Origin of the sequence: Rhodovarius crocodyli, from assembly GCF_004005855.1 — a bacterium.
Classification (GTDB): Bacteria; Pseudomonadota; Alphaproteobacteria; order Acetobacterales; family Acetobacteraceae; genus Rhodovarius; species Rhodovarius crocodyli.
Map to the genome: position 1 here is coordinate 38,834 of NZ_SACL01000012.1, position 15,737 is coordinate 54,570.

Sequence of the window (15,737 nt, forward strand, 5' to 3'; positions counted from 1 at the left end):
ATGATGTTCAACCATCATCAGATGCGACCAGGAGTGATTGCCGCGTGCAAGTCGTCGTTCGGGACAACAATGTCGATCAGGCGCTGAAGGCGCTCAAGAAGAAGCTGCAGCGTGAAGGCGTGTTCCGTGAGATGAAGCTGCGCCGGCACTACGAGAAGCCGTCCGAGCGTCGCGCTCGTGAGGCTGCCGAGGCCGTCCGCCGCGCCCGCAAGGTGGAGCGCAAGCGCCTGGAGCGCGAGGGCTTCTGAGCCTGCGGCTTTCGCCGAGAATTTGGGGCGGTGGCCTTTTGGCCGCCGCCCTTTTCGCGTTTCCGGCCTGGGGTCAGGGATGGTCTCGGGCCGAGCCCTTTCTGGTCCAGTCCGTCTGCGCGAACCCCGCGCTTCTGCCCTTCGAGCCGGGCTGCATGGACCCGCGCCCCGCGCGATCCGCCCCCACCCTGCCCTGGCGCAAGTTCGACCTGGCCGGTGAACAAGCCAGCGACGCGCTGCTGCTGGGCCCGGGCCAGGCCACCCACAGCTTCGACTTTGGCGATGCGCCCCGGCGATTCGGGCAGCGTGACGCAGGGCGGGGCGATGGCGGCAATCTCATCGCCTCACGCGGTGCGGATATACTGGTGGCGATGACCGAGGATGGCGGCGCCGGCATCCAGTGGTTCCACGGCCCGGAATGCGGCGGCAGCCAGGAGGCCTCTCCGGGCGGCTGGCTGCTGTTCCGCCTGCCGGCGGGGCCGGACTGGGCGGAAGCCACCACCCGCCTGCAGCGCACCGCGGCCCCCGATCGCTGCCCCGCCCGCTATGTGCCGAGCTTCACCCGCTGGCGCCGCGTGACGGTCGACTACCCCTGGATGGACGACACCGCCCCGCGCCCGCCCTTCCGCGCGGACAGCATGATCTCCGAGCATTTCGGCGGGCGTGACATCATGACCGCCGACCACCTGGAACGCTTCTGGTTCGCCCAGGGACTCGGCATGGTCCGGTGGGAACGCTGGGAAGCGCCCAACGCCGTGTCGCCGGCGCCGTCACGCCCGGGCGCTGCCGAACAGTGCCCGCTGGTGACGGGCGGCGATGCCCCCGGCCCCGGCTGGGTCCTGACCGATTGCCGGATGTGGACGCGCTTCCGGCGCGGTGAGCAGCAGGCGATGCCCTGGCCCTAGGGCTTGTCGGCGCATTCGTGCAGGAAGTTGAACAACGGCAGGCTGCCCCGCAGCGGGTAGTTCAGCTGGATCTGCCCTGCCCGGATGAAGAAGGTCCGGCCATTGCGCAGCGCATCCGTGCTGCCGGGCTCGTCATTCCCCTCGGTGAAGCTGGCATAGCCGGCGGGGCCCACGGTGGCCGTGGTATCCTTGCCGGTCGCTTCGTCATCCACCCAGTAGCGCACCGGGAAACTGGCACCGAGGCCGTCGATCTGCCCGGGCGCACCGCTGAAGGTGAAGCGATAGGTATAGCCGCCCTCGCGCGCCGGGATGGCGCTGAAGCGGATCAGGCCTGCCGGGCTGCTCCGCTCCCCGTCGCAGCGCACGGCGCGGCCATTGGCACCGACGACCCGCGTGGCACGCCATTCGCCGATCTGGCGGCTGGCCTGCGGGGTGCCTTCTTGGGCGACAGCCGGCCGGGTCAGACAGAGGGCAGCGGCTGCCGCTGCAAACAGGATCTTCATGGGACGCACCTCACGAAAACGCGATCGGTTGTCGTGACAGTGCAGCCCCATGCAGCGGACGTAAAGGCTTGTTCTTGCGTCGCTCTCAAGCCCGGCGTCGAAACAGCCCCACAAGACCGATCTGCCAGCCGCCTTCCGGCAGCCCGTCCAGCGCCAGCCGCACCGCCTGCATCGGCGCCTTGGTCTCATCCAGCCGGATCAGCCGCTGCGCCACCTCGGTCAGCGGGCGGTTGCTGCACAGCGCTACCACGTGGTCGGCGCCAAGCGGCGGCCGCACCACCACATCGTCCAGCACCATGCGCCCACCCGGCGGGGCGGTGGGGGTCTCGCGGTCCTGCGGGTACAGCATCTGCACCGTGCCGTTGCCCGCGATGTTGAACATCACGAAATTCGGGAAGCGCAGCTGCTCGACGACCAGCTTCAGCCTGGTGCCCAGCGGGTGGTCCGCATTGGCCGCCCGGCGCTGCTCGGCCGTGGAACCGGCGGGCGGGTTCATCAGCTCCAGCCGCAGTTCCAGGGGCTGGCGGGCCGTGGCCTCCTGCACCAGCCACAGGGCACGCTGGCGCTCCACGGCCATGGGCAGCTGTTCCTGGCCGATCTCGGCCGAGATCATGTCCCCGAGCGGTGAGACCAGCACCCGGTCATTCGCGCGCCAGATCAGGTCGGCGGGGTCGAGCGGGCCCGCGCGCCGGGCGCCCTCGGGCAGCGCGCCACCCAGCGCGCCCTCCATGCGGATGCGCACCTCACGCGGCTGGTTGTCGGCCTGCGGGCGGGGGCTGACGAGGCCCCGCAGCAGGCGCGGCCCTTCGGTGCCCAGTGCGATCTGGGGGTTCTGCCGGGCATCCACCAGGGCGCGCACGGTCTGCACCGCTTCGGTCGCCAAGGCCGGCAGGGCCACCACGGCCTCCTGCGGGCCCACGGCCCCGCGCGCGAAGCCGGCCGCGATGGCGATGCTCAGCGCCCCATGCTGGCTGCCCTGGAAGGTGATCTCGGGCACCGGCTCGGTCTCCAGGCTGGCGGCGAAGAAATGCACCTGGGTCAGCTGGCTCGGCGGCGGCGTGGGAGGCGCCGGCGGCACCAGCCCGCGCATCTGGGAGGGCGGGAAGGAGCCGGTCATGGTGCGATAGCGCACCTCGCGCGCGGCCAGCGGGTCCACGCTGCGCGTCAGCGTGCCGGAATGGCAGCAATCGGCCACGAACATCACCGAGACGCGGCGCCGCCCCTGCTCGGCGAACATCACCTCGATCTCGTTGTCGACCAGCAGCTCGGTCGGCGCCTGCTGCGGGTGCAGCGGCTGGAAGGCGATGACGTCGTCCATGCCGTCATCCTCCGAGCCCGGCACGGTCTCCGGGATGCGGAAGCCGTGGCCGGAGAAGGAGAAGAACACCATGTCCCCCGCCCCGCAGCGCGCCGTCACCTGGCGCCAGGCCGCGAGGAAGTTGGCGCGCGTCGCCTGCTCATCCAGCAGCACGGTGGTGCTGGCCACGAAGGGCCGCACGGCCGCGGCCAGCAGCTGGGCATCGTTCACGCAGCCGCGCAGGGGCGAGATGCGGTAATTGTTGATGCCCACCACCAGCGCATGCACCGCGCGCGCCTGCTGGCTGGCCTGCACCAGCCCGCGCTCGTTGCCGGTCTGCGCCAGGGCCGGCGCCGCGGCCCCGGCCAGCCCCGCCAGCGCGGCGCGGCGCGAGAACTTCCTCATTGCCGGGCCTCCGTCAGCGGGAAGGGTTCGGGGATCTCGCCCGCGCTCATCCGGAAGGCGACGCGCTGGTCGACGCCGACCTCACGCGCCAGCACCGGGGTGCGGTTGCGCACATGCAGGCCCAGCTGCAGCTGGTCCGTCACGCCGCGTGTGGCGATGTCGCGAGTCGCACCCGTCAGCGCCTCCTGGATCGCGACGCTGAAGGGCGAGTTGCGGCGCCCGGCGGCCGTGTCGGCCGCCGATTGCTGCGCGCTGGCCGCCGCCAGCACGAAGCGCCCCGTCTCGTTCTGCAGGGTGCCCGCGAAATCGAGGTTGAAGGCGCCGGCGTGGCAGGTGTCGAGCAGCAGGATGCTGTTGCGCGCCGGCAGGCTGGCCCAGAGCGCCACTAGGCGCCGGTCATCCAGCGAGTCGCGGCGGATGGCGTCCATGGTCGCGGCCTGCGGCAGATAGGGCACGAACAGATAGCGCTGCCCGTCCGCCATGCCGTGGCCCGCGATGAAGATCACCACCGTGTCCTCCTCCTTCACCTCCGCGCGCAGCCGCTCGAAGGCGGCCTCGATGGAGGGCAGGCTGGCGTCGCGGTCGTTCAGCACCACGCTGTTGACGCGGCCATAGGCGCGGGCCGGGCGGCCCTGGATGCCGCGCACCAGGGTCTGGGCGTCCTCCGCGGCGTTGGAGAGGCTGCGCAGCCCCTCCGCCGCGGTGGCGGTGTAATCGTCCACGCCGATGGACAGCACATGCAGCACCGGCTGGCGCGGGGCCTCGGCGGTGCGGGACCGCACGGGGGCGCGCAGCTCCACCAGCTCGCTCTGCCCGAAGGCGGAATTGCCGGCATCGAAGGCGCGCAGCTGCAGGGTGTTGGTGCCCGGCTCCAGGCGGATGCGGCGTTCCAGCGGCTGGGCGCCGGCCGGCAGCGGGGTGGGTGCCGGGGCCGCGGGTGCCTCCCGGCGCAGGCCGCGCGTTTCGGCCCGGCCCTGGTTGCGGCCGTTCACGAAGACATCCACCTGCCCCACGCCGCCGCCGCGCTCGAACAGGGCGGCGCGCAGCACCACCTCCGTCACGCCTTCCGGCAGTTCCAGGCCATTGGTGGCGGCGGGGATGGGGGTGGTTCCGCCCAGGTTGGTGGCCGCGGCCTCGCCGCCCGAATCGCGCACCCGGCCCAGGCCGCGCGTCGCGCCGGTGGGCGAGACGGGGCGGCACTCCTCGCTGCCCGTCGGCAGCGCGTAGCACAGGGCGGACAGCGTGACGCGCGGCGGATTCGCCCCGGCCAGCAGCCGGCGCACATCGCCGATCTGGGCCAGGCGTTCCCGCATCGGGGCCTCATCGGCGAAGGCCAGGCGCCGGCGCACCAGGTCCTCGGCGTAGAAGACGCGGTGCAGCTGGTTGAAGGCGATCCATTCGGCCGATTCATTGGCCGCGCGGTTCAGGTGGAAGCCCGCGAGGTTCTGCCCACCCTCATCCGAATGGTCGAAGAAGCCCTCGGGCGTCCAGAGCAGCCAGCGCCGGGCATCGCCATGCACGAACAGGGCCGCGCGCGGCGCCAGCGCATTGGTGGGGTTCAGGTCGTACCAGCGCAGCGTGCCGTCACCCAGGGCTGCCACCACCTGGCGGCCATCGGCCGTGGGCTGCACGCCCCAGACGGCGGCGGGCGCCACCATGCTGGCCTGCAGGTTGCCGTTCATGTCGAACCAGCGGATGGCGAAATCCGTGCCGAGCAGGAAGCCGCTGTTGCCCGGCAGCAGGGCGGCGCTGCGGGCGCGCTCCCCCTCATCCAGCTGCAGCAGCTTGTCGGCGAAGCGCGGCGACTGGCCGTTCAGCCATTCGCGCAACGGCAGCACGCCCGGCACCGGGCCGGGCAGGTTGCTGGGGCCCTGAAGGCGGGTCAGGCGGCGTTCCGCCACGTCGAAGCGCAGCACATCCTGCCCGCCCTGGTGCAGGCCGAACTCCACGGCCATGCCATCGGGCGAGACGCGGAAACTGCCCGGCCCCTGGCGGGTGAAGCCGAATTCGGTGCGGTCCACGCCCGGCTGGGAAAGCCCCTGCGCCACGCCGCGGAAATCGGCGCGGCTGGGCGCGACACGCAGGCCGGACTTGGCATCCAGCGCCAGCACGCCCCAGGCGGGGTCGGCGGCAGCGAACAGCATGCGCCCGTCAGGCAGGGCGTTGAGCTGGAGGATGGCATCCGTGCCGCCCAGCGCCAGCAGCGCGGCGGGCTGGGCCGCCAGGTTGGACCAGCGCAGCGCGACCGACTGCCCCTGGGGGTTCAGCACATAGCCGGCGGCGACCAGGGCGGCGCCGCCCGGCCCGGGCACCCAGGCCACGGAGCGCAGGTCCTGGCGCTGCTGCCCCAGCCCGTTGCCGATCGGCGGGTTGCGCTGGGCGCGCAGGCTGGCGGCATCCAGCAGGCGCACCTGCGGCATGTTGGCCATGCCCACCGCCAGCAGCTTGCCGTCAGGGGAGAAGGCGATATCGCCGGGCTGCCCGCCCTCGGTCAGCCGGTGCTGGGCGATGGGCCGGAAATCGGGCGCCAGCAGCCGAACGGAGCCGTCGCCCGAGGCGACCGCGAGCCGCCCGGAACGGTCGAAGGCCAGGGAGCGCACGCCGTTGGCGATGCCCAGATCCGGCCGGTGATAGACCTCACGCCGCTGGAAATCGATGATGGCGATGCCGCCGCTGCGGGCGAAGCCCACCGCCAGGCGCTGCCCGTCGGCCGAAGGCGCCAGCGCCGTCACGCTGGCGGGCACGCCGGTGTTGAGGCGGCGCATCGCGCCGTCCTCGATGTTGAAGGCATAGACGACCGCCGTGCGGCCCCAGGCGGCACCCGTCTGCCCGGCCACCCAGGCCGTGGCGCCATCGGGCGAGACGGCCGCCGCCGCCAGCGCGCCTTCATCGCCGTCGCCGATCGGCGGGCGGAAGCTGCGCAGCATGGAGCCGTCCGCGGCCCAGAGCCGCGCGGTCTTGTCGAGGGAGACGGTCAGCACCCGCTGACCGTCGGGCAGCGGCACCACGCGGGTGATCGGTGCGGAATGCGTGCCGAGCTCGATCCTCAGGAAGGGCGAGACCGGCGGTTGCCCGCCGCCCTGGCCCCAACCCGGCCCCGACGCCAGCGTCAGAGCCAGGACCAGGGAGAGGCGGCGCGCCAGGGCGGCGAGGCTTTTCATGTCAGATACTACCCATCAAGGCTCAGGCGGCGCGCCTCGCTGGCGAGGCCGGTGGCCCCCTGCGAGAAGGCGTCGCGGGCCGCCACGGCGGTGGCGGCGGAGGAGACGACCTCACGGCCGGAATTGTCGACCTGGGCCGGGCGCAGCGCCGTGGCGCGGACGAAGGACTTGCTCGGCCCCTGGTCCACCACCAGCCAGCCCGGCATGGTGCCGACCACGCGATAGGGGCTGCCATTGGCCACACGGCCGACCTCGGCCGCGCTGTCCGTCGCCTCGGCGCGGAGCGACTGCTCGGAACCGCCCACATAGGCGCGGCTGCCGGTGGAGCGCGCGAGGTAGGTTGAGCGCACATAGCCCGACCGGCCGCGGCCCATCGAGATCTGCAGCCAGCCGCCGCTCTGCGCCGTCACCTGCACCGTCTGGCCGACCGAGAGCTGGCCCGCCTGGCCGGACCCCGCATCGGGCGCCACATAGGCGGGGCCGCCACGCGCCAGGATGGCGGAATAGGGCCGGAAGGAGCGTTCCTGCTCATAGACGGTGGCATCGACGTAGCGGGTCGATTCCTCCAGCTGGCGGGTGTCGTTGGCCAGGCGCTGGTCGAAGGCGCCGACCAGCATCGTGTCGCCCTCATACCAGCTGCGGACCTCGTTCAGCCGCGCCTCGGCGACCGGGCGCGGGGTCGCGCCGCTGCGCAGATCGGCGCGGATGGCGGCCACCTGGCCGCGACGGCAATCGGACAGGCGCTCCAGCGACTGGGTGGCGCCGGTCACGCGCTCACCATACTTGTCCACCGCGACGGTCTGCTGCAGCAGCGCCTGGCGGCGGGCCTCCTGGTCCAGCTGGCGGAAATTGGCGTTGACCAGCGTGGCGGTGATGCCGACGGCAGCCACCGACAGGCCCGTCACGAGGCCCGCGCGGCTGTTGCCGGTCAGCGCGCCGACCAGCAGGCCGGCGGCGACGCCACCGGCAGCCGAAAGGGCCACGCCCTGCGCCACCTCGTTGAAGGAGGATTCGGTCTGGCGGAAAATCGCGCGGTGGACCGCGCAGTTGTCGTTCGGCGCGTCGACGACCACCGGCCCCTGCGGCTGGCACGCCGCCAGCAGCGGCATGCTGATCGCGACCGCAAGCAACGGCAGGGCCTTCTTCTTTGGCGCAGGCATGGGAAAACCTCCTCCTCACAGGCTATTGCGCGTGATGATACGCCTCAGGGGGATGAGCCCCCAGCGTTTCATGCCCGACTGCATGAGCCTCGGATAAATCCATGTCCATATTGCGGCAGGTAACAGAGCTTGGAAATCGCTCAAATGGCTGAATAGCGAGGCGTTTCGGTGTCAGAGCGGCCTGGCCTGCGCCGCCAGATAGCCCCGATTGCGGGTCGGCGTGATCAGAACCTCATTGATACAGACATGAGGAGGCTGCGCCGCAATATAGCGGATCATGTTCGCGCAATCCTCGGGCTGCACCATCTCGGCCCTTTGTTCCGGTGTCAGTTTATTCGGCCGCTTGTCCAGGATCGGCGTGTTCACCTCGCCGGGACACAGCGAGGTGCTGCGGATGCCGTTGCCGCATTCCTCCATGTTGATGGAGTGGCTCATCGCCACCACGGCATGCTTGCTGGCGGCATAGCCGGGGCCAGACATGGGGCTGACGAAACGCCCGGCCATGGAGGCCGTGTGGATCATCTGCCCCCCGCCCTGGGCGCGCATCATCGGCAGCACCGCCCGCGCGCAATAGAAGGCGCTGAACAGATTGCCGTTGATCAGCGTCTCGATCCCCTCGGGGGAGATGCGCTTCCAGTCGCGCTCGACGATGTTGAGGCCCGCGTTGCTGACCAGCAGGTCCAGCCGGCCGAAACGGGCCTGGATGGCATCGACGATGCGCTGCACATCGGCCGCCTTGCCCAGATCGCCGGTTTCCACCACCGCCTCACCGCCCGCGGCCGTGATGCGGGCGGCCACATCCTCCAGCGGTTCACGGCGGCGGCCGGTCAGGACGATGGTGTAGCCATCCTGCGCGAGGCCGATGGCCGCGGCCTCACCGATGCCGGTGCCGGCACCGGTTACCCAGGCGATCTTGGACATGTCGTTTTCTCCCTTGGTGAGGGGAGAGTGAAGCAAGGGGATGGGGTTGGAAAGGGCGGCAGTCAGGGGCGTTGGCACCGACACCTCCATTGAGGGGCGCTGCCCCTCAAACTCCCCACCAGGAGATAATATCTCCTGGACCTGATAGGAGTTTTGCGCCAGCTCCCCGAGGTCCAGGGCCGATACGGTCCTGGCGGGCATGCAAGGGGCAGACCCCCAGCCTTCACCAGCGCAGCAGCGTGGCACCCCAGGTCAGCCCGCCGCCGATCGCTTCCAGCAGGAGCAGGTCCCCGGGCTGGAAGCGCCCCTCGCCCACCGCCTCGGCCATCGCCAGCGGAATGGAGGCCGCCGAGGTATTCGCATGCCGCTGCACCGTCGTGATCACGCGCTCCGGCGCCAGGTGCAGCTTCTTGCCCATCGCCTCGATGATGCGGATGTTGGCCTGGTGCGGCACCAGCCAGTTCACGTCGCCGCGCTCCAGCCCGTTGGCGGTCAGTGCCTCATCGACGGCGGAGGCCAGCTTGGTCACGGCGTGCTTGAACACCTCGCGGCCGGCCATGCGCAGCAGGCCCGTGCCGCCGGTGCTGCCCGGCCCGCCCTCGACATGCAGGATGCCGCCATGGCGGCCATCGGCATGGATATGGCTGGACAGGATGCCGGCCTCGCCTTCCTCGGCGCGCAGCACCACCGCACCCGCGCCGTCGCCGAACAGCACGCAGGTGGTGCGGTCGGTCCAGTCCAGGATGCGCGAATAGGTCTCGGCGCCGATCACCAGCGCGGTGCGGCACTGGCCGGTGCGGATCATCGCATCGGCCACGCTGAGGGCGTAGATGAAGCCCGTGCAGGCGGCCAGCAGATCGAAGGCGAAGCCGCGCGTGATGCCGAGGCCCGCCTGGATGCGCACGGCGGTGGCCGGGAAGCTGCTGTCCGGGGTCGCGGTCGCCACGATCACGGCATCGACCTCGGCCGCATCGACGCCCGCGCGCTCCAGCGCCTGCCGGGCGGCCTTGATGCCCATGGAGGATGCGGTCTCACCCGGGGCGGCCAGATGGCGCTGGCGGATGCCCGTGCGCTCCTGGATCCATTCGTCGGAGGTATCCAGCCCATAGCGGCGGGCGAGTTCCTCGTTCGTCACCAGGTCAGCCGGCAGATAGCCGCCGGCCGACAGCATGCGGGAGCGGATCACGAGGGGTCCCCGGCCAGCTCACGGGTGTTGATGCTGGCCAGACCCTCGCGGATCCGGGCCGTGAAGCCGTGAGTCACCATATCCATCGCCACATCCACCGCATGGGCGAAGCCCATCGCGTCCGTTCCGCCATGGGATTTGACCACGACGCCGTTGAGACCGAGCAGGATGGCGCCGTTGTAGCGCCGGGGGTCCATCCATTCCCGCAGCCGGTCCAGCGCCGGGCGCGCCAGCAGATAGCCGATGCGCGCGAGAATCGAGGAGGTGAAGACCTGGCGCAGCAGGTCGCGCATCAGCTTCAGCGCGCCTTCGCCGGTCTTGAGGGCGATATTGCCCGTGAAACCGTCGGTGATGATGACGTCCACCGTGCCGCGGGTGATGTCATGGCCTTCGACGAATCCGTGGAAGTTCAGGCTCGGATGGGCCTTCAGCACCTCGGCGGCCTGGCGCACCCGGTCATCGCCCTTCAGCTCCTCGGAACCCACGTTCAGCAGGCCGATGGTGGGGCTGGGCAGGCCGAGCACGGCGCGCGCCATGGCATCGCCCATGATGGCGAATTCGACCAGGTTGCGGCTGTCGCACTGAACATTGGCGCCGAGGTCGAGCATGATCACGTCGCCACGGCCCGAGGGCGTGACGGCGGCCAGCGCCGGCCGGTCGATTTCCGGCAGCGTCTTCAGCACGATCTTGGCAAGCGCCATCAGCGCGCCGGTATTGCCGGCCGAGACCACGCCCGCCACCTCTCCGGCCGCCACGGCATCGATGGCCATGCGCATGGAGGCACCGCGCATGCGCAGCGCCAGCGTGGGCTTCATCTCGCCGGGGATGGCGTCGGGGGTGTGGCGCAGGATGCAGGCAGCCCGCGCACGCGGGTGCTGCTCCAGCAGCGGTTCCAGCTTCGCGGTATCGCCGATCAGGAGGAACTTCGCGCCGGGATGGCGCTCAGCGGCCAGTTCCAGCCCGGCGAGCACCACGCCGGGGGCGTCATCGCCGCCCATGGCGTCGATCGCCAGGGCCGCCACGCCGCCATTGCTGCCATGGTTCACGCCGTCAGACACCCGGATTCACCCTGCCTCTCCCCTGCTGGCTACACCGTTCCGGCCCGATTGGGCAGGGGTAGCCCCCGCCCGGCCAGCACAGGGCATGCCGCATCAGGCGCGGATGGCGGACTTCAGCTTCTCGGCCGGCACCACTTCGCGGCCGTCATAGTGGCCGCAATGGCTGCACACATGGTGCGGGCGGGCCAGCTCACCGCAGTTGGAGCACTCGATGTAGGCCTCGGTGCCCAGGGCGTGGTGCGAGCGGCGCATGCCACGGCGGGACGGGGAGGTCTTTTTCTTAGGGACGGCCATGGTGGCGGGCCTTTCACGAACGAATGGAAGTTCCCGACCATCACTGACCGGAGAGAGCGGGGCACCTAGCAGATGGCCGGGTGGGGTGTCCAGTAGGGGCAGCCCGGGAGAGCCTCCCGGCCTATTCCTTTTTCGCCTGCCTCAGTTGCAGCAGCGCACCGAAGGGCGAGGCCTCGGGGTCGCTGGCCTCCGGCGGCAGTTCCGCGCCTTCCTTGCGCGGATAGGGGTCGAGCGCCAGCGAGAGCAGCTGCGCCAGCACCTCACCCAGCTCGGCATGGCCGGCCACCGTCTCCACCTCATCCTCGGCATCGGGCGACTCGGAGGGTTCCTGGCCCTCGGCGATGATCCGGAAGGCGAATTCCTCCCGAACGCTTTGCCGCACCGGCTCCATGGTGACCACGCAGGCCTGCTCTACCTCGGCCGAGAGGCTGCCGCGCACCTCCACGCCGCCCAGGCTGTCGGGCGACAGGGCCAGGTCGGCCGAGAAATCATGCAGGGCCAGCAGCCCCAGGCGGGCGGCGAGTGCCGCGCGCTCGGGCGCGGTGGCGCTCAGCGCCAGGCGGTGCCCCGCGCGGGGCACGCCGGCCACCCGCAACGGACGGGAAAATTCGATCGGCTCTTCCATCATGCCTGCTCCATCACAGGGAAATCGACCTGTCCGGCCTTCAAGGCGGCCATGCCCTGCCCGGCCAGCACGGCCGAGAGCGCGAAGGCCCGCGCGGCCAGCCGGGCGGGCGCGTCGGGCGGGTCCATCTCGTGCCCGCCCCACAGGTTGCGCAGCAGCGCGTCGGCCAGGGCGGCCTCGTCACCCGCCTCCAGCGCCTCCTCATAGGCCTTGGCGCGGCCGTGGAAGGCTTCCCACATGCGCTTCACGCGCTTGCCGATGCCCATGTCGCCCACGCCCATCTCGCGCAGGTTCAGGTCCATGTCGTTGAACATGGCGTCGAACACGGCCTGGGCCAGATCCTTGCCCGCCGGGTCCGCATCCAGCCGCAGGCGGCGGATCAGCAGGCCCACATGCAGGCAGATCAGGTCGAAGCGCCCCTCCAGCGTATCAGGCGCGGCGAGCACCGTGTACAGGGCGGGGTCCCGCGCGGCCGTGACGGCGGCGGTGTAGAGTTCATAGCCTTCCCTGAGGAAGGGCTTGCGGCGGAACAGCCTGGCCAGGACCATTGCGGGGGCGGTATCCTCGTCAAATCGGGCGGCGCAAACTTGACCCGGATGGGCCAAACTGGCACGTCGCAGCACATGGACACGAAGCCGTTGGCGGTCAATCTCGGGCGTAAGGCTGGGGGCATCCTCGCGATCGCCCTGGCGGGCATTTCTCTGTCGGCCTGCGCGTACCTGCCACCCGCGCCGGAACGCCCGCGCGACGTGTTCAACGCGCCGGTCTCGGCGCGCGGCCACCTGGTCACGGCGGAGCAGCTGCAGCAGATCACCCCAGGCGTCACGCGCCAGGCCGATGTGCAGGAACTGCTCGGCAGCCCCAGCCAGACCAGCACCTTCGGCGACAGCGCCTGGTATTATATCAGCAGCGTCACGCGGCAGCGCCCCGGCCGGGCGCTCTCCGTCTCCGACAGCCGGATCGTCGCGATCAACTTCAACCCCGACGGCACGGTGAAGGACATCACCGAGCTGGGCCAGCAGGACCAGCGCAGCGTCGCCATGGTGGGCCGCGAAACCCCGGCCCCGGGCAATGACCGCACCGTGCTGCAGGCGCTGTTCGGCAATATCGGCCGCTTCAACCCGGCGGGCGTGCCCTCCCAGCAGTCGCCGGGCAACATGACCGGCTCGGGCCGCTAGCCCCATGACCAGCCCGCCCCCCGCCGCCCGCGCCCTGCTCGCCAGGCTGCGGAGCCTGGTGGAGGCGGAGCAGCGCGACACGCTGGCGGCGCTCGACTGGATCGAGAACCGCCCGGCGGGGTCCGATGACGACGCGTCCGCCACCATCGCAGCCCTTCGGGCGGAAAACGCGGCCCTGCGTGCCCGGCTGAACGCCACGCACCAGCACGCCGAATACGAGATGTGGTTCCAGCAGGCTCTCGGCACCAAGCTCGCGACCCCCAACACCTGGCCCTTCACCACCTTCGCCCAGGGCACGCCCTGGTGCGACAAGGTGGTCTACGGCATGCAGGACGGCGAGTTCCTCTACGCCGAGCACCTGATCCAGGAGCTGGACGCCCAGGGCATCGAAGGCGACATCGTCGAATTCGGCACCTATGGCGGCACCTGGATGGAAATGCTGGCCCGCGTGGTCGAGAAGCAGGCCAATGGCCGCACCCTGTGGGGCTTCGACAGCTTCGAGGGCCTGCCCGAGCCCGATACCGCCAAGGACGGCACCATCTGGCACAAGGGCCAGTATGCCGCGACGCTGGAGGATGTGTCGGCCCAGCTTCGCGTCCAGGACCGCCCCTTCCTGAAGCTGGTGAAGGGCTGGTTCTGCGACACGCTGCCGGTGGAACCCGCAGCCTCCGTCCGCAAGATCGCCTATGCCCGCATCGACGGCGACCTCTATTCCTCCTGCGTGGATTGCCTGGCCTATCTGAAGGACCGTCTGGTGGACGGCGCCATCCTGGTCTTCGACGACTGGCAGTTCAGCATCAACCACGGCGAGACGCTGGCCTTCCGCGAGTTCCAGGCCGCGAACCCGCAATTCCGATTCGAGTTCCTGGGCATGAACATGTGGGCGCACCTGTACCTGCGCGTGCATCGCCGCTGATGAGCGCGCCCGAGATCTTCGACCGCGCCCTGCTCGCCCGCCGGCGGGACCGGGCGGCGGGGCTGGTCGGCCATGTGGCCCCCATCCTGGAAGCCGCGGCCGAGATGCTGCTGGACCGGCTGGACGACACCACCCGCCGCTTCACCCGCGCGCTGGAAATCGGCGGACGGGGCGTCGTGGCGCCCTTGCTGCGGGCGCGCGGCATTCCGCTCGTGGTCAGCATGGACCTGTCGCCGCGCATGGCCGCGCTGAACGGCGGCCCCGCGGTCACGGGCGATGAGGAATGGCTGCCCTTCGCGCCCGCCAGCTTCGACCTGGTGGTGGCCAGCCTGTCCCTGCACACGGTGAACGACCTGCCGGGCGCGCTGGTGCAGATCCGCCGGGCCCTGGCGCCGGACGGGCTGTTCATCGCCTCCCTGCCCGGGCTCGGCACGCTGCAGAACCTGCGCGAGGCGCTGATCGGCGCCGAGGCCGAGGTGTCTGGCGGTGCCTCACCCCGCGTGGCCCCCTTCCCCGAGCTGCGGGACATGGCCGCGCTGCTGCAGCGCGCGGGGCTCGCCCTGCCGGTGGCCGATGTTCAGGAACTGCCGCTGGCCTATCGCAGCGCCATGGGGCTGGTGGCCGACCTGCGCGCGGCCGGCGAGCAGAACACCGTGAAGGCGCGCGACCCGCGCATCCCGCCCCGCGCCCTGTTCGCCGAGGCCTTCGCCCGGCTGCAGGCCGAAACCCCGATCCCGGCCGCCCTGCCCCTGCTGATGATGACCGGCTGGGCCCCGCATGAGAGCCAGTCCCAGCCTGCCCGCCCCGGCAGCGCGGACACCAGGCTGGCCGATGTGCTGGGCGTGCGCGAACAGAGCACGGGCGAGAAGGCGGGGCGGTGAGCCCGCCCTATGCCGCCATTCCCGGCGGGGCGCGGCTGGCGGTGCGGCTGACGCCGCGCGCGCATCACGACAAGGTGGAAGGCATCGCCCCAGACGCACAGGGCCGGCCCGTGCTGCTGCTGAAACTGACGGCCCCGCCCGTGGAGGGCGCGGCCAATGCGGCGCTCATCGCCTATGTCGCGAAGTCTCTGGGCCTGCCGAAATCCGCGGTCGTGATCGCGGCCGGCGACACCAGCCGCCAGAAAAGCCTGCGTATCCAGGCCCCCGATGCGCTGGAGCGGCTGGAGCGCTGGCTAGCCGTTGCTGCCGAGGGCCGCGCGTAGCTCCGCCCCGCTGGTCAGCCAGCCGAAGAAGCGCAGCACGTTGAACTCCGTGGCCTCCTGCGCGCCGGGCCCTGCGGCCATGGTCGCGTCCGTCACCATCACGGGAAAGAACTCGCGGTGATAGGCATCGCGGATGGTGCTCTCGACGCAGACATTGGTCGCCACCCCGATGACCAGCACATGGCGGATGCGCTTCGCATGCAGCATCTGCTCAAGATTCGTGCCCGCGAAGCCGCTGTAGCGCGTCTTGGGCACCACCAGGTCACCGGGCTCGGGCGTCAGCTCATCGACGATCGCGTAGTCCCAGGTGCCGCGCGTGATCAGCTGCCCGGCATATTCGGGGTTGTCGCGCATGAAGCGCAGCGCGTTGGATTTATGCCAGACCGGCGCCGTCTCACCCCCTATGTCCGCGCCATCGGGCGCGAAGCCGTTCTGCAGGTAGATCACGGGAATCCCGGCCTCACGGCAGGCGCCGATCACGGCGCGCGCTTCCTCGATGACCGGTGCGGCGCCAGAGACGTCGAAGCCCACCAGGTCCAGGTAGCCGCCCTTGCTGCAATAGGCGTTCTGCATGTCGACCACGATCAGCGCCGTGTCCGCGACGCTGACGGTGATGGGTTCCGGCCGGGCCGGCAGGGTGATGGTGCTGCTCATGCCCGGACGGCATGCACGCGCC

At 70.8% G+C, this 15,737-nt stretch carries 17 protein-coding genes; 6 read left to right on the forward strand and 11 right to left on the reverse strand.

Going from position 1 to position 15,737, the window contains the following annotated elements; genetic code table 11:
• Positions 1 to 44 precede the first annotated feature (44 nt).
• Entirely contained in the window at positions 45 to 248 is a 204-nt protein-coding gene (rpsU, locus tag EOD42_RS23085) for a 30S ribosomal protein S21 (protein ID WP_019459559.1), read from the forward strand.
• A 155-nt stretch (positions 249 to 403) separates the two neighbouring features.
• Positions 404 to 1,153, forward strand: coding sequence for a hypothetical protein (locus tag EOD42_RS23090; protein ID WP_127789955.1), 750 nt, complete (start codon positions 404 to 406; stop codon positions 1,151 to 1,153).
• Here the strand turns inward: EOD42_RS23090 and EOD42_RS23095 are convergent.
• The 10 genes from EOD42_RS23095 to EOD42_RS23140 all read right to left on the reverse strand — a co-directional run bounded on the left by EOD42_RS23095 (position 1,150) and on the right by EOD42_RS23140 (position 12,311).
• The gene (locus tag EOD42_RS23095) at positions 1,150 to 1,656 is read right to left on the reverse strand and encodes a hypothetical protein (protein WP_127789956.1); all 507 of its coding nucleotides are present in this window, start codon (positions 1,654 to 1,656) and stop codon (positions 1,150 to 1,152) included. The two genes, EOD42_RS23090 and EOD42_RS23095, sit on opposite strands and share 4 nt — an antisense overlap.
• Positions 1,657 to 1,741: 85 nt before the next feature.
• The gene (locus EOD42_RS23100) at positions 1,742 to 3,358 is read right to left on the reverse strand and encodes a caspase family protein (RefSeq protein ID WP_127789957.1); all 1,617 of its coding nucleotides are present in this window, start codon (positions 3,356 to 3,358) and stop codon (positions 1,742 to 1,744) included.
• Positions 3,355 to 6,519, reverse strand: coding sequence for a caspase family protein (locus EOD42_RS26560; protein ID WP_127789958.1), 3,165 nt, complete (start codon positions 6,517 to 6,519; stop codon positions 3,355 to 3,357). The genes EOD42_RS23100 and EOD42_RS26560 overlap by 4 nt, the downstream gene beginning before the upstream one ends.
• A gap of 8 nt (positions 6,520 to 6,527) precedes the next feature.
• Entirely contained in the window at positions 6,528 to 7,679 is a 1,152-nt protein-coding gene (locus EOD42_RS23110; RefSeq protein WP_127789959.1) for an SH3 domain-containing protein, read from the reverse strand.
• A 171-nt stretch (positions 7,680 to 7,850) separates the two neighbouring features.
• Complete coding sequence (locus EOD42_RS23115) at positions 7,851 to 8,600, reverse strand: SDR family oxidoreductase (protein ID WP_127789960.1); 750 nt, start codon at positions 8,598 to 8,600, stop codon at positions 7,851 to 7,853.
• 223 nt (positions 8,601 to 8,823) lie between these two features.
• On the reverse strand, positions 8,824 to 9,771 hold the full coding sequence (locus EOD42_RS23120) for a beta-ketoacyl-ACP synthase III (protein WP_127790021.1): 948 nt from the start codon (positions 9,769 to 9,771) through the stop codon (positions 8,824 to 8,826).
• Between the two features lie 11 nt (positions 9,772 to 9,782).
• Entirely contained in the window at positions 9,783 to 10,844 is a 1,062-nt protein-coding gene (gene plsX / locus EOD42_RS23125) for a phosphate acyltransferase PlsX (RefSeq protein ID WP_276318167.1), read from the reverse strand.
• 93 nt (positions 10,845 to 10,937) lie between these two features.
• Positions 10,938 to 11,138, reverse strand: a complete 201-nt coding sequence (gene rpmF / locus EOD42_RS23130) for a 50S ribosomal protein L32 (protein ID WP_127789961.1) — start codon at positions 11,136 to 11,138, stop codon at positions 10,938 to 10,940.
• A 121-nt stretch (positions 11,139 to 11,259) separates the two neighbouring features.
• A complete protein-coding gene (locus EOD42_RS23135) occupies positions 11,260 to 11,766 on the reverse strand; it encodes a YceD family protein (protein WP_127789962.1) in 507 nt (168 codons plus the stop codon).
• Complete coding sequence (locus EOD42_RS23140; protein WP_127789963.1) at positions 11,763 to 12,311, reverse strand: ubiquinol-cytochrome C chaperone family protein; 549 nt, start codon at positions 12,309 to 12,311, stop codon at positions 11,763 to 11,765. The genes EOD42_RS23135 and EOD42_RS23140 overlap by 4 nt, the downstream gene beginning before the upstream one ends.
• A gap of 75 nt (positions 12,312 to 12,386) precedes the next feature.
• Here EOD42_RS23140 and EOD42_RS23145 point away from each other — a divergent pair, with 75 nt between their 5' ends.
• The 4 genes from EOD42_RS23145 to EOD42_RS23160 are packed head-to-tail and all read left to right on the forward strand — an operon-like array spanning position 12,387 to position 15,061.
• Positions 12,387 to 12,941, forward strand: a complete 555-nt coding sequence (locus tag EOD42_RS23145; protein ID WP_127789964.1) for an outer membrane protein assembly factor BamE — start codon at positions 12,387 to 12,389, stop codon at positions 12,939 to 12,941.
• Positions 12,942 to 12,945: 4 nt separating this feature from the next.
• Entirely contained in the window at positions 12,946 to 13,857 is a 912-nt protein-coding gene (locus EOD42_RS23150; RefSeq protein WP_127789965.1) for a TylF/MycF/NovP-related O-methyltransferase, read from the forward strand.
• Complete coding sequence (locus EOD42_RS23155; protein WP_127789966.1) at positions 13,857 to 14,738, forward strand: class I SAM-dependent methyltransferase; 882 nt, start codon at positions 13,857 to 13,859, stop codon at positions 14,736 to 14,738. The genes EOD42_RS23150 and EOD42_RS23155 overlap by 1 nt, the downstream gene beginning before the upstream one ends.
• Entirely contained in the window at positions 14,735 to 15,061 is a 327-nt protein-coding gene (locus EOD42_RS23160) for a DUF167 domain-containing protein (RefSeq protein WP_127789967.1), read from the forward strand. Before EOD42_RS23155 ends, EOD42_RS23160 begins: the two co-directional genes overlap by 4 nt.
• Here EOD42_RS23160 and EOD42_RS23165 read toward each other — a convergent pair.
• A complete protein-coding gene (locus EOD42_RS23165; protein ID WP_127789968.1) occupies positions 15,032 to 15,715 on the reverse strand; it encodes an isochorismatase family protein in 684 nt (227 codons plus the stop codon). The two genes, EOD42_RS23160 and EOD42_RS23165, sit on opposite strands and share 30 nt — an antisense overlap.
• Positions 15,716 to 15,737 lie beyond the last annotated feature (22 nt).